Source organism: Pseudomonas sp. KB-10 (assembly GCF_018221585.1).
GTDB classification, from domain to species: domain Bacteria; phylum Pseudomonadota; class Gammaproteobacteria; order Pseudomonadales; family Pseudomonadaceae; genus Aquipseudomonas; species Aquipseudomonas yangonensis.
Genome location: NZ_QYYB01000001.1, coordinates 241,247 through 254,539, shown reverse-complemented (window position 1 = coordinate 254,539; position 13,293 = coordinate 241,247). Strand labels below are relative to the sequence as shown.

Sequence of the window (13,293 nt, the reverse complement as noted above, 5' to 3'; positions counted from 1 at the left end):
AACCGTGAAGCGAATTTGAGGAGCAGGCAAGATGTCGATGTCCGACCGTGATGGCGTGATCTGGTACGACGGCAAACTGGTGCCGTGGCGCGAAGCCAACACCCATGTGCTGACCCACACCCTGCACTACGGCATGGGCGTGTTCGAAGGTGTGCGTGCCTACAACACTCCGGACGGCACCGCGATCTTCCGCCTGCAGGCGCACACCGATCGCCTGTTCGACTCCGCGCACATCTTCAACATGCAGATTCCTTTCTCCAAGGAAGAGATCAACGAAGCGCAGCGCGCTGCTGTGCGCGAGAACGGCCTGGAAAGCGCCTACCTGCGCCCGATGGTGTTCTTCGGTAGCGAAGGCATGGGCCTGCGCGCCGCCGGCCTGAAGGTGCACGTGATCGTCGCCGCCTGGCACTGGGGCGCCTACATGGGCGAAGAGGCACTGGAGGCCGGCATCAAGGTGCGCACCAGTTCCTACACCCGCCACCACGTCAACATCGCCATGACCCGCGCCAAGGCCAACGGCAACTACATCAACTCGATGCTGGCCCTGCAGGAAGCCATCTCCGGCGGCGCCGACGAGGCCATGCTGCTGGACCCGGAAGGCTACGTGGCCGAGGGCTCGGGCGAGAACATCTTCCTGGTCAAGGATGGCGTGGTGTACACCCCGGAAGTGACCTCCTGCCTCAACGGCATCACCCGCAGCACCGTGCTGACCCTGGCCGAAGAGCACGGCATCAAGGTGGTCGAGAAGCGCATCACCCGTGACGAGGTGTATATCGCCGACGAGGCCTTCTTCACCGGCACCGCCGCTGAAGTCACGCCGATCCGCGAAGTCGATGGCCGCAAGATCGGCGCCGGTCGCCGTGGCCCGGTGACCGAGAAGCTGCAGAAGGCCTACTTCGACCTGGTCACCGGCAAGACCAGCGGCCACGCCGAATGGCGTACGCTGGTTAAATAAGCGCTTGCTCGAAGGCTCGACGGGGAGGCGAAAGCCTCCCCGGTCGTTTCTGGAAAGACTATGAAGATACTTATCGTTGGGCCAAGCTGGGTGGGCGACATGGTAATGGCGCAGACGCTGTTCCAGTGCCTGAAACAGCGCCACCCTGCGTGCGAGATCGACGTGCTGGCGCCGGACTGGAGCCGGCCGATCCTCGAGCGCATGCCCGAAGTGCGCGCCGCGCTCAGTCTGCCGCTCGGCCATGGCGTCCTCGATCTGGCCACGCGCCGGCGTATCGGCAAGTCGCTGGCCGGTCAGTACGATCAGGCCATCCTGCTGCCCAACTCGCTCAAATCCGCCCTGGTGCCCTGGTTTGCCGGCATTCCCAAGCGCACCGGCTGGAAGGGCGAGATGCGCTATGGCCTGCTCAACGATATCCGCACGCTGGACAAAGAACGCTACCCGCTGATGATCGAGCGTTTCATGGCGCTGGCCTATGAGCCCGGTGCTCTGTTGCCGCAGCCCTATCCGCAGCCGCGTTTGCAGATCGATGAATCGAGCCGTGACGCCGCTCTGAGCAAATTTGGCCTGCAGCTGGACCGTCCGGTGCTGGCGCTATGCCCCGGCGCCGAGTTCGGCGAGGCCAAGCGCTGGCCTGCCGAGCACTACGCCAAGGTCGCCGAAGTGAAGATCCGTGAGGGCTGGCAGGTCTGGCTATTCGGCTCGAAGAACGACCATGCCGGTGGTGAGGACATCCGCTTGCGCCTGATTCCGGGCCTGCGCGAGGAGGTCAGCAACCTGTCCGGACAGACCAGTCTGGCCGAGGCCATCGATCTGATGTCGGCGGCCACTGCCGTGGTGTCCAATGACTCGGGGCTGATGCACGTGGCGGCGGCACTGAATCGTCCGCTGGTAGCAGTTTATGGCTCCACTTCGCCGGGTTTTACCCCGCCGTTGGCCGATCAGGTCGAGATCGTTCGCCTGGGCCTGGAGTGCAGCCCCTGTTTCGAGCGTACCTGCCGCTTTGGTCACTACAACTGCCTGCGCGAACTCAAGCCACGGCCGGTGATCGAGGCGCTGGATCGGCTGGTCGGTGAGCCCCTGACCCTGGTCGAGGGCGACTGATTTGCGGGTGCTGATCATCAAGACCTCGTCGCTGGGCGACGTGGTGCATACCCTGCCGGCACTGACTGATGCTGCGCGTGCCATTCCCGGCATCCGCTTCGACTGGGTGGTGGAAGAAGGCTTCGCCGAGATTCCCGCCTGGCATCCGGCGGTGTCCCAGGTGATTCCGGTGGCCATCCGCCGCTGGCGCAAGCACCCGCTGCGCACCTGGCGCAGTGGCGAATGGGTGCGTTTCAAGCAGCGTCTGCGCGAAACCCGCTACGACCTGGTTATCGACGCCCAGGGCCTGCTCAAGAGCGCCTGGCTGGCGCGTTACGTGTCGGCGCCGGTGGCCGGTCTGGATCGCGATTCGGCGCGTGAGCCGCTGGCCAGTCGCTTCTATGATCGCCGCTATGCGGTACCCAAGGATCAGCACGCGCTGGAGCGCGTGCGCCAGTTGTTTGCCAAGGCTTTGGGTTATTCGCTGCCGTCCGGTAGCGGTGACTACGGCCTTAACCGTGCGGCGATGATGGACGCTACCGCGCAGCCTTACTTGGTGTTCCTGCATGGCACCACCTGGGCCAGCAAGCACTGGCCGGAAGCCGACTGGCGTGCGCTGGCCGAGCGTATGGACGAACTGGGCTGGGCCGTACGCCTGCCCTGGGGCAACGAGCACGAGAAGGCGCGTGCCGAGCGCATCGCTGCCGGCCTGACGCACGCCGCGGTGCTGCCGAAGCTGAACCTGGCCGGCGTAGCCAAGGTGATCGCCGGCGCCAGCGCCTGCGTCTCGGTCGACACCGGGCTCGGCCACTTGGCCGCGGCGCTGGATGTACCGAACATTTCCCTCTACGGCCCGACCCTGCCCGGCAAGGTGGGCGCCTACGGTCGTAGCCAGATTCACCTGTGTGCCAGCGGCCCGGGCGCCGGCAGCGGTGACCGTGACAAGCCCTGCTTCGATGGCCTCGGCGCCGAACGTGTCGGCCTGGAACTGGAGGCGCTGCTGCTGGCGCCTCCCGGCACCCTTTAAGGAGCGGCTATGCAACTGGCCTTCGTTCTCTACAAGTACTTCCCGTTCGGCGGGCTGCAGCGCGATTTCATGCGTATCGCCCTGGAATGCCAGGCGCGCGGTCATGCCATTCGCGTCTACACGCCGATCTGGGAAGGGGAAAACCCTGGCGGCTTCGACGTGCGCGTGGCGCCGGTGCGGGCACTGTTCAATCATCGCCGCAACGAGAAGTTCACGGCCTGGCTGCAAGCTGACCTGAAACGCGATCCGGTCGACCGGGTGATCGGCTTCAACAAGATGCCGGGCCTTGACGTGTACTACGCCGCCGACGGCTGTTTCGAGAACAAGGCGCAGACCCTGCGCAACCCGATCTATCGCCGCTGGGGCCGCTACAAGCATTTCGCCGATTACGAGCGTGCGGTGTTCGCGCCCGAATCTAAAACCGAGATCCTGATGATCTCCGAGGTGCAGCAGCCGCTGTTCATCAAACACTACAAGACGCCGCTGCAGCGTTTCCACCTGCTCCCGCCGGGCATCGCTCAGGACCGCCGCGCGCCGGCCAATGCAGCCGAGATTCGCGCCGAATTTCGCCGCGAGTTCAAGCTGAGTGATGATGACCTGCTGCTGGTGCAGATCGGTTCCGGCTTCAAGACCAAGGGCCTGGATCGCAGCCTCAAGGCGCTGGCGTCCTTGCCGCGCGAGCTGCGCAAGCGTACTCGGCTGATCGCCATCGGTCAGGACGATCCCAAACCCTTCCTGTTGCAGGTCAAGGCGCTGGGGCTGTCCGATCAGGTGCAAATCCTTAAGGGGCGCAGCGACATTCCGCGCTTTCTGCTCGGCGCCGATCTGCTGATCCATCCGGCCTACAACGAGAATACCGGCACCGTGCTGCTGGAAGCGCTGGTGTCCGGCCTGCCGGTGCTGGTCACCGATGTCTGCGGCTACGCCCACTACATCGCCGATGCCGATTGCGGCCGCGTTTTGCCCAGCCCGTTCGAGCAGGAGCAGCTCAACCGCACCCTGGCCGATATGCTCGCCGATCCCGAGCGCCGTGGCTTCTGGGGGCGCAACGGCCTGGCCTACGCCGACAGCGCCGACCTGTATTCGATGCCGAAGAAGGCTGCCGATGTGATTCTGGCGGCGCATCCGTGAGCATGCCGGCGGCTGGAGGTATCGACCAATCGGGCGCGCTTTCCTCGCTATGGGGCGATTTTGGTCGTTGCGACCGATTTGCTTCGTCCGCCGTATCCACCCCGAGGGCGCAGCTCCCACAAGGAGGCTTATGCAGTTGATTCTTGCTGAACCATTCAAGTCCTTATGGGCCGGCAAGGATGCCTTTGAAGAAGTCGAGAGCCTGCAGGGGCAGGTCTACCGTGAGCTCGAGGCGCGCCGAACGCTGCGTACCGAGGTGGACGGCAAAGGCTACTTCGTCAAGATTCATCGCGGGATTGGCTGGGGAGAAATTCTCAAGAATCTCGTTACAGTCCGCCTGCCGGTACTGGGCGCCGGTCAGGAATGGAAGGCCATCCAGCGTCTGAACGACGCCGGCGTGTCGACCATGACTGCAGTCGCCTACGGCGAGCATGGCAGCAATCCGGCACAGCAGCATTCCTTCATCATTACCGAGGAGCTGGCGCCTACTGTCGATCTGGAGCAGCTGACGCTGAACTGGCACGATCAGCCGCCGGCACCCGTATTGAAATGGGCACTTATCCGGCGCGTCGCGCAGATGACCGGACGCATGCATGCTGCCGGTGTTAACCACCGGGACTGTTACATCTGTCATTTTCTGTTGCACACCGACAAACCCTTCAACGCCGATGCTTTCCGACTGTCGGTGATCGATCTGCATCGGGCTCAAGTGCGTGATTCGGTGCCGCGACGTTGGCGCAACAAGGACCTGGCCGGGTTGTATTTCTCGGCGTTGGGTATCGGTTTGACCCAGCGTGATTTGCTGCGTTTTCTCAAGACATATTTCTGCACTATCGACAAGCGCCCGTTGCGCCAGATACTGCAGGACGAGGCCGCGTTGTTGCGCTGGTTGCAGCGCAAGGCCGACCGGCTGCGTTCGCGATATGTGCGCAAGTACGAAAAGGAGGGCGCCGCATGAGTCAGTGGCGTGTCACCGCCTTGACCACGCCCGAGGCGGCCAGGGCGTTCGCTTCGCTGGATGCGGTTTTCGCGTTGCAAGGCGAGGCCATCACCCACGACCCGCTATCGGACGTCATCCGCGTCGAGTTCGGTGGGTTGCGCTATTACGTCAAGCGCTACCATGGTGCCGGCAAGGGGATTAGACGCTTCCTCGGCCGACCAAGGGTCAAAGCCGAATGGCAGAACCTCAAGCACTTCGCCGCCTGGGGTATTCCCACTGCGCCCATTGCCGCTTATGGCCTGGAACGCAAGGGTACGGCTTTTCATCGTGGCGCGCTGATTACTCAGGAACTGGTCGGTACGACCGACATGTGGCGGCTCGCTTCCACGAAAGATGCGCGGTTGCGTGATCGGGCCTGGGTTGAAGATGTCAGCTGTCAGCTGGCTCGCTCCACGCGCATCCTGCATGATCATCATTTCGCCCATAACGACCTGAAATGGCGCAACTTGCTGATCGACGAGCATCGGCGCCTGTATTTCATCGACTGCCCGACTGGGGCGTTTTGGTGGGGGCCGTTTTTGCGCCGCCGCATCGTCAAGGACCTTGCCTGCCTCGACAAGGTGGCCAAATATCACCTGTCCCGCACTCAGCGTCTGCGCTTCTACCTGCAATATCGAGGTCGTGATCGCCTCAATGACAGCGACAAACAACGTATCAGCCAGATCGTGCGGTATTTCGAGGGAAGGGAATGAAGGACTTTATCGGCGCCGATGATCAGGCGCTGCTCGAACGTCATGGCCTGGCCAGTTTCGAGGCGCTCTGGTCGCTGGAACTGCATGCGGTCGATGAGCCCAACAAGGCGCCGCGGGGCGGCTGGAGCAGTGTTTATCGGCTCGATCTGGACGGCCGGGTTTACTACCTCAAGCGCCAGAGCAATTATCTTACGCGAAGCTTGGCGCGACCACTGGGCGAGCCAACGCTGGCGCGAGAGTTTCGTAACATTCGCCGTTACCAGCGGTTGGGTATTCCAGCCATGAGCGCCGCGTTTTATGCCGAGCGGCATATCGCTGGCGAGCGCAGGGCTGTGCTGCTGACCCATGCATTGGAGGGCTGGCAGGATCTCGACAGCTGGCTGCCAGGTTGGCGTCAGCTCGCGGACGAGCAGCGGCAAGCGATCGTCAGCGCCTGCGGCGCCCTGGCCCGGCGAGTACACGAAAAGGGGCAGCTGCATGGCTGTTTCTATCCCAAGCACATCTTTCTGCAGCCGCGGGAAGACGGCTTCGCGGCTCAACTGATCGATCTGGAGAAGACCCGGCCGCTGGTTCTTGGCGAGCGAGACAGGGTCAAGGATCTAGAGCCGCTGCTGCGTCGCACCAATTCCTGGAATGAGGCGGACCACGTAGGCTTCCTGACGGCCTATCTGGGCAGTGGAAAGGACGTGGATCACTGGTTGCAGCGTCTCACGGCGCGCTTGAAAGACAAGGCTCAACGCCCATGAAGCTGGCCCTCCTGAACGAGGCGGGACGAAGTCCCGCACTGCCTTTGCTGATCGACCTGCCAGGCGGTACCGCGCTCGAGCTGTGCAGTCTGCTGCGCGTGTTGCCCGGGCAGCGCTACGTGGGCCGTGCACAGTGGCAAGGGCGCAGTGTGCTCGCCAAGATACTGGTTGGCAGCAAGGCTGAACGGCATTTCGAGCGGGAGTTGCAGGGCGCGCATTTGCTGGCTGAGCAGGGGTTATGCACGCCGTTGCTGCTCGATCATGGCGTTGTTGCTGGCGAGGGTGGCTGGCTGCTGTTCGAGTTCCTGGATGTCGCCAGCAGCCTGGCGGATGAATGGCAGAGGGTCGCCGACGGGGCCTGGTTGAGCGATGCGCAGCAGCCGGTACTTGGCGAGGCTCTTGGTGTCATCGGCCAACTACATCGTCGCGGGCTTTGGCAGGAGGACCTGCACCTGGACAACCTGCTACGCCATGAGGGCCGCCTATACCTTATCGATGGTGGTGGCATACGTTCCGAGACGCCCGGACAGCCGCTTTCCCGTGATCGGGTGCTGGAGAACCTAGGGTTATTCTTCGCGCTGTTTCCCCGTGCTATCGATCACTTCATCGAAGAGCTTCTGGTGCATTATCTGCTGGCAAATGGCGAGCATGCGCTGCCGTTGGAGGCGTTGCTCAGGGCGGTGGCCAAGGCGCGAGGACTGCGCATGCATTCGTTCATGGCCAAGATTCGCCGCGAGTGCACGGCCTTCCGCGTCTGGCGCGGGCCGTCGCGCCTGCAGGTAGTGAGGCGTGACGAGGACGCGGCGCTGGCGCCTGTCCTGGCCGACCCCGATGCTGCGATTGCTACCGGTGAACCGCTCAAGCTGGGCGGTTCTTCCACGGTGGCGCGTATCCGGCAGGGCGGTCGGCATCTGGTCATCAAGCGCTACAACATCAAAGGCTTCGGGCATTGGTTGCGGCGCTTCTGGCGTCCAAGCCGTGCCTGGCACAGCTGGTGCGAAGGCAATCGTCTGGATTTTCTCGGCATCGCGACGCCCAAGCCTCTGGCCGTGCTGGAACGGCGCACGTTTTGGCTACGCCGCCAGGCTTATCTGATTACCGAACATACGCCCGGTATGGATATAATTGCTCGTTTCGCCCCCTGCGGAGCAGACGAACTGCCTCCTGAGGCGGACCTGCTGGCGCTGGAGGCTCTGTTCGCAGCCCTTTTGCGTGAGCGCATCAGTCATGGCGACTGCAAGGGCAACAATATCCTTTGGCAAGACGGTCGCTGGGCGCTGATCGATCTTGATGCCATGCAGTACCATGGCCAAGCCAGCAGCTTCAAGGCGGCCTATGCGCGTGATCGGGCGCGGCTGCTGCGCAACTGGCCGGCGGACAGCGCCCTGTACCGTGAGCTGGACCGGCGTTTGCCTACTATCACCTGAGCCTTTCACGCGAAGGCTCATCGAAATCAAACAGTATCGGTTGTCGAGTCAGGCAGCCGCGTTAAGAGGCTTTATCCGTGGCATTGACGATTCTTGGCCTGTCCGGCGCCCTTAGTCATGACCCTTCCGCTGCGTTGTACATCGACGGGAAGTTGATTGCAGCGGCTGAAGAAGAGCGTTTCGTGCGAGACAAGCACGCGAAGAATCGGATGCCCTACGAGTCGGCCAAGTTCTGCCTGGAGCAGGCCGGTATCAAGCCGTCGGATGTCGATGTAGTGGCAATTCCCTTCGCGCCCATCAGCCTGTTCGGCAAGGCGCGCTGGCACTACGCCAAGCGTTACTGGTACGCACCGGATCGTGCCCTCGACGCCATCCTCATGGGCAATCGCCGCTACAAGCGTTATCGCAAGAAGATCGTCTGGTGCCTGGAGCAACTGGGTTTCGACGCCAAGAAAATCAAGATCGAGCCGGTCGAGCACCACCTGGCCCACGCCTCGAGCGCCTACCACTGCTCGGGCTTCCAGGAAAAGACCGCGATCCTCGGTATCGACGGCAAGGGCGAGTACGCCACTACCTTCTTCGGCTACGGCGAGAACGGCAAGATTCACAAGATCAAGGAGTTCTACGACCCGGACTCGCTCGGTGGCCTGTATGGTGCGATCACCGAGTACCTGGGCTTCGAGATGCTCGACGGTGAATTCAAGGTCATGGGCATGGCGCCTTATGGTGACGCCGCCAAGTACGATTTCTCGCGTCTGGCCAAGTTCGAGAGCGGCGAACTGGTCATCAACACTGATTACGCCAACGTCATTGGTTTCCGTCGCTACAAGGAAAACGGCAAGGGCTATTACTTCTCTCCCAAGCTAATCGAGTGGCTCGGCCCCAAGCGTGAAGGCGACATCGCCGACGATCCGTACATCCATTACGCTGCCAGCATGCAGGCGTTGTTCGAGAAGCTGGCGCTGGAGATGATGGATTACTATCTGGGCGACATCATTCGCGAAACCGGCAAGATCGCCTTCGCCGGCGGCTGTGCGCTGAACGTCAAGCTCAATCAGAAGATCATTGCCCGTCCGGAGGTCAAGGAGCTGTTCGTGCAACCGGCTTCTGGAGACGCCGGTACCTCGGTCGGCGCCGCTGCATACGTGTCTCACAAACGTGGCGTGCCGGTGGAAAAAATGGAACACGTCTACCTCGGCCCGGCTTACTCCAATGAGGACGTCATTGCCGCCTGCGCCCGCCATCCGAACGCGCCGAAGTGGCAGAAGATCGATGACATGCCGCAACGCATCGCCAGGATCATGGTAGACGGCAACCCAGTGGCCTGGTTCCAGGGACGTATGGAGTTTGGCCCGCGCGCCCTGGGCGGTCGTTCGATCATCGGTTGCCCGAGCATTCCTGGTGTGGCCGACCGTATCAACGAGCAAATCAAGTTTCGCGAGCGCTGGAGGCCCTTCTGCCCGTCGATGCTCGACACCGTGGCGCCGCAGATGCTCAAGGTCGACCATCCGAGCCCTTTCATGACATTCACCTTCGAAGTCAACGACGAGTGGAAGGAGCGCGTCAGCGAAGTCGTTCACGAAGACGGTACTTCCCGCGCCCAAGTGCTCAAGCGCGAATACAATCCGCGCTGGTATGACCTGATGCTGGAGTTGGAAAAACTCACCGGCAATGGCGTGTCCCTGAATACGTCGTTGAATCGCCGTGGCGAACCAATGATCTGTTCACCCACCGACGCGCTGAACATGTTCTACGGCTCGGATCTGCAGTACCTGATCATGGAAGACATTCTGGTGGTCAAGGAAGATGCTGCTGTTTCGGCTATCGCTGCAAACAGCGGTGTGGAGCAATAGCGTTGGCTGACAGCCAGGCGAGGCTGAAAGCGCTGCTTTTCAACGATACCTCTTCGGAGGGGCACCACGGCTGCCATTTGGTGATGCAGCAGGTCTACATGCTGGCTGAGCAGGCTGGCATGGAGATTCTGCGCGCCTGCCCGATGCACCATGACTGGCAGACTGACGAGCAGCTACAAGAGGACATCCGTGCTGCGGATATCTGCTTGGTCAACGGCGAGGGCACCATGCACGATGATGCGCCGCTGGCTCTGCGTTATGGTGCGCTGGCGCGGTATTGCCAGGAACACGGCGTTCCCTGTTTTCTGATCAATTCGGTTTGGCAGAACAACGTTAAGCTCAACGCTGATGCCTCTTGTTTTACCCGCATTTTCGTTCGTGATGTTCTGAGTCAGGCTGCGCTGAACGAGATTGGCGTGTCGGCCGAGGTGGTTCCAGACCTGACCCTCTCCTATGAATGCAAGGCCGGTGCACCTGCTCGCCGTGGCCTGGTGATCAATGGAAGCGTTATCACGGAGCGCTTGCGTGAAGCCTGGCGCATCAGCTGTGCCAATCCCCAGCTGCGTTATGTCAGCATTCGAACGGTCGCTCCGCTACAGCTGGGTAAAGGCTTCGATATGTACCTGCGCAAGAACTTGCGCAAGCGGTTCAAAGCCTACCGCCGTATTGTTGCCAGTTACCTTCACCATTACCCCGCCGATTTGCCAAATTCGCGGATCGACAAGTTGCGCTGGCGTTACGCCGTGCTTTCTCCCGCGCGCTTCCTGAAGCTGCTGCTGCGCTCAGAAGGTTTAATCACGGGCCGTTTTCACCTTGTCACCCTGTGTCTGGTCACCGGCACTCCGTTCTACGCAATCCCGTCCAACACCCACAAGATCGAAGCGCTGCTGGCGCAAGTCGGATTAAGTGGTCGTCTCCGCTCGTCCTACGAAGATGCCGTGGTCGATGCTCGTACCATCGCTTTCACTGAGAAGGAGCTAGGGGACGTCGAGCATTTTCTGCAAGACGCGCGCATTCAAGCGCAGGAAATGTTTGCAACTATGGCGGCGCTAGCCAGACGTCGCCGAGAGACCCTCTGCATGTGATGATCATGCATGTTGATGAGGATGACTCATCAGTCAAGGTTTCTTTGCTACCGCTCATCTAAAAGACTGAACCAACCTGAAGATGTTTACCTCCGACTAATCGAGTCGAGGCTTTCAATCGCCTGGATTACAGCGATAAGGCGCTTTTCCAGCGGTAGTCGTCGCGACTTTCCTAAGTGCGTCCTCGCATTTGAATTGTCGGCGTGAACAGAGTTGGGATCAATGAAGACCAATAAAAATAAGAGCCAGGCATGGGTCTTGCAGATCTGCCATGGCTACGATGGGCCATTCCTCGATTGTGCCCGGCAATATGCCGTGCTTTTTGCCGATACGCCCTACAAGGTCATGACCGTGTATCTGAGCGGCAAGTACGACCCAGAGGTGGCGACGGGATCTGCCTCTGATGAGGTGGTCTTTCTCGAGTACAGTAGTAAGCAGTTGAGGGGCCTGAAGCTCGGCGCGATACAGGCGATTCGTCGCATCGCGTCGCAACGTAACTTCGCCCTCTGCATCGCGCACCGCTCCAAGCCTGCCTATGTAGCAATGCTGGGTACGAGACTGCCGGTGATCGGCATTCATCACGCGCTTGGTGATTACCGGCGCAAGTCGCGGCAGCTGTTTGCCAACCTGTTTCGCAAGCGGCTCTATCTGTTCGGGGTATCCGACGCCGTCCGTGATGATTTACGCGCTTGCTTGCCGAGGTGGCCGCAGCAGCGCATTCAGACGCTGTACAACCGGATTGATCTGCAAGCCGTACAGTCCGAGCAGCTGTCACGTACGGCCGCTCGCCAGGCGCTTGGCTTGCCGAGTCAGGCTTGGGTGGTCGGTAACGTTGGACGGTTGCATCCCGACAAGGATCAGGAAACGCTTATCCGCGCCTTTGCCGATGCACTTCCTACCTTGCCGGACAACAGCCTGCTGGTCATAGCGGGAGAGGGGCGGCTTGAGGCGAAGCTCAAGGCCTTGGTAGCCGAGTTGGGTATCACCGCGCAGGTTCGCTTCCTCGGGCAGGTGCCGCAGGCCCGGCGCTACTTCCGCGCTTTTGACATGTTTGCCCTCAGCTCTGACCACGAGCCATTCGGTATGGTGTTGCTCGAGGCCATGGCGGCTGGTTTGCCCGTGGTCTGCAGCGATTGTGGTGGCGGGCGTGAGGTGGTTGGCGAGAGCGGGGAGCTATTTACCTTCGGTGATTGGCATGCCCTGTCTGCCAGTCTGCGAAACGTCGCATCTGTTCAGCAGGCAGAGCTGGAGCGGCTTCGCGAAGACATGCGCGGCCGGCTGGAAAGCCGCTTCGTCGACTCTGCGGTCGCTCCGCGGTTCTTCGATACGCTGTCTCGCTGGCCGGCATTTCGCCTGTGAGTGCGAGTGAGCGCATCAGTGCGCCTTTGGTCAGCGTTATTGTGCCTTGCTACAACTATGCGTCATATGTGGGTGATGCACTGCGCAGCATTCTTGAGCAGGACTACCCGTCCATCGAGCTGATCGTGATTGATGATGGCTCGACCGATGACAGCGCGCGCTGTATCGAGGATGCGCTGCGCGACTGGCGCAGTTATCCGGTCGTGCGCCATGTGGAGTTCATCCGTCAGCCTAACCAAGGGGTTAGCGCAGCGCTGAACAAAGGGCTGGAACTGGCGCATGGCGAATTCGTGGCCACGTTCGATGCGGATGATGTCATGGTGCCCGGCCGCATCGCGTTGCAGGCCCATTACCTGATGATGCACCCGGAAGTCGGATGCCTTGGCGGGCGGGCGCTGCGTATCGATCAGCATGGCGCGGTACTGCCGAAAAAAAACAAGGCCCGTGAGATTCGCAGCTATGACTTCGCCCAAGCGCTTGCTCAGGCCTTGGTGGTAGGAGGGAATCTGGTGATGTATCGGCGCGATGCCATGCTTGCGGCCGGCATGTATGACCCTTCATTGCGTGTACAGGACTTTCAGATGACCCTGAAAATCGCCCGAGCCGGTTACCGTATCGATGTCATACCCGACCCCGTGACCCTTTATCGCAAGCACGACGGAGGTTTGTCGCGTAACTATCTTGCCGAGTATCGTTACGGGATGCAGTTATTAGATCTTTTTCGCGACCATCCGGCTTACGAGTCTGGAAAAGCGCGGCTGCTAACCAAGATACTTGGCCCTGCTGTCACGCAGGACAAGCGGTTCGCATGGAGCCTTTTTGCGCAGATTCCCCTGCGACAATGGGATCGCCAGCTGTTCAAGCGCTTTCGACACCTTTTGTTCAAACCGCGAGCCAGGCAAGCGTGCTGAGCTGCCCGCAGTGTGCGGCAGCGC

General features: G+C 61.1%; 12 protein-coding genes. All 12 read left to right on the top strand.

All coding sequences use genetic code 11. The annotated features are described in order from the left end of the window. The first annotated feature begins 31 nt into the window (after positions 1-31). The 12 genes from DXK50_RS01120 to DXK50_RS01065 all read left to right on the top strand — a co-directional run bounded on the left by DXK50_RS01120 (position 32) and on the right by DXK50_RS01065 (position 13,269). On the top strand, positions 32-955 hold the full coding sequence (locus tag DXK50_RS01120) for a branched-chain amino acid transaminase (RefSeq protein ID WP_143502430.1): 924 nt from the start codon (positions 32-34) through the stop codon (positions 953-955). 60 nt (positions 956-1,015) lie between these two features. After that, on the top strand, positions 1,016-2,059 hold the full coding sequence (gene waaF, locus DXK50_RS01115) for a lipopolysaccharide heptosyltransferase II (RefSeq protein ID WP_024306702.1): 1,044 nt from the start codon (positions 1,016-1,018) through the stop codon (positions 2,057-2,059). 1 nt (position 2,060) lies between these two features. Beyond that, positions 2,061-3,065 carry a lipopolysaccharide heptosyltransferase RfaC gene (gene rfaC / locus DXK50_RS01110; protein ID WP_212629077.1) on the top strand — a complete coding sequence of 335 codons (1,005 nt, stop codon included), beginning with the start codon at positions 2,061-2,063 and terminating at the stop codon, positions 3,063-3,065. A 9-nt stretch (positions 3,066-3,074) separates the two neighbouring features. Beyond that, positions 3,075-4,196, top strand: a complete 1,122-nt coding sequence (locus tag DXK50_RS01105) for a glycosyltransferase family 4 protein (RefSeq protein WP_212629076.1) — start codon at positions 3,075-3,077, stop codon at positions 4,194-4,196. Positions 4,197-4,326: 130 nt separating this feature from the next. After that, positions 4,327-5,154 (top strand): lipopolysaccharide core heptose(I) kinase RfaP, encoded by an 828-nt coding sequence (rfaP, locus tag DXK50_RS01100; RefSeq protein ID WP_212629075.1) that lies wholly within the window; start codon positions 4,327-4,329, stop codon positions 5,152-5,154. After that, positions 5,151-5,888 carry a lipopolysaccharide kinase InaA family protein gene (locus DXK50_RS01095; protein WP_212629074.1) on the top strand — a complete coding sequence of 246 codons (738 nt, stop codon included), beginning with the start codon at positions 5,151-5,153 and terminating at the stop codon, positions 5,886-5,888. The genes rfaP and DXK50_RS01095 overlap by 4 nt, the downstream gene beginning before the upstream one ends. After that, entirely contained in the window at positions 5,885-6,634 is a 750-nt protein-coding gene (locus DXK50_RS01090) for a lipopolysaccharide kinase InaA family protein (RefSeq protein ID WP_212629073.1), read from the top strand. Before DXK50_RS01095 ends, DXK50_RS01090 begins: the two co-directional genes overlap by 4 nt. Further along, entirely contained in the window at positions 6,631-8,061 is a 1,431-nt protein-coding gene (locus DXK50_RS01085; RefSeq protein WP_212629072.1) for a lipopolysaccharide kinase InaA family protein, read from the top strand. Before DXK50_RS01090 ends, DXK50_RS01085 begins: the two co-directional genes overlap by 4 nt. 77 nt (positions 8,062-8,138) lie before the next feature. Next, positions 8,139-9,914, top strand: coding sequence for a carbamoyltransferase family protein (locus tag DXK50_RS01080; RefSeq protein WP_212629071.1), 1,776 nt, complete (start codon positions 8,139-8,141; stop codon positions 9,912-9,914). Positions 9,915-9,916: 2 nt separating this feature from the next. After that, on the top strand, positions 9,917-10,999 hold the full coding sequence (locus tag DXK50_RS01075; RefSeq protein WP_212629070.1) for a polysaccharide pyruvyl transferase family protein: 1,083 nt from the start codon (positions 9,917-9,919) through the stop codon (positions 10,997-10,999). A gap of 222 nt (positions 11,000-11,221) precedes the next feature. Continuing rightward, a complete protein-coding gene (locus tag DXK50_RS01070; RefSeq protein WP_212629069.1) occupies positions 11,222-12,358 on the top strand; it encodes a glycosyltransferase in 1,137 nt (378 codons plus the stop codon). Beyond that, positions 12,355-13,269 carry a glycosyltransferase family 2 protein gene (locus tag DXK50_RS01065; RefSeq protein ID WP_349292056.1) on the top strand — a complete coding sequence of 305 codons (915 nt, stop codon included), beginning with the start codon at positions 12,355-12,357 and terminating at the stop codon, positions 13,267-13,269. The genes DXK50_RS01070 and DXK50_RS01065 overlap by 4 nt, the downstream gene beginning before the upstream one ends. Positions 13,270-13,293 lie beyond the last annotated feature (24 nt).

What these genes read in the sequence shown, in the direction of transcription:
- DXK50_RS01120 (WP_143502430.1), top strand. Translation starts at nt 32, where the DNA reads ATGTCGATGTCCGACCGTGATGGCGTGATCTGGTACGACGGCAAACTG.
- waaF (WP_024306702.1), top strand. Translation starts at nt 1,016, where the DNA reads ATGAAGATACTTATCGTTGGGCCAAGCTGGGTGGGCGACATGGTAATG.
- DXK50_RS01105 (WP_212629076.1), top strand. Translation starts at nt 3,075, where the DNA reads ATGCAACTGGCCTTCGTTCTCTACAAGTACTTCCCGTTCGGCGGGCTG.
- rfaP (WP_212629075.1), top strand. Translation starts at nt 4,327, where the DNA reads ATGCAGTTGATTCTTGCTGAACCATTCAAGTCCTTATGGGCCGGCAAG.
- DXK50_RS01095 (WP_212629074.1), top strand. Translation starts at nt 5,151, where the DNA reads ATGAGTCAGTGGCGTGTCACCGCCTTGACCACGCCCGAGGCGGCCAGG.
- DXK50_RS01090 (WP_212629073.1), top strand. Translation starts at nt 5,885, where the DNA reads ATGAAGGACTTTATCGGCGCCGATGATCAGGCGCTGCTCGAACGTCAT.
- DXK50_RS01085 (WP_212629072.1), top strand. Translation starts at nt 6,631, where the DNA reads ATGAAGCTGGCCCTCCTGAACGAGGCGGGACGAAGTCCCGCACTGCCT.
- DXK50_RS01070 (WP_212629069.1), top strand. Translation starts at nt 11,222, where the DNA reads ATGAAGACCAATAAAAATAAGAGCCAGGCATGGGTCTTGCAGATCTGC.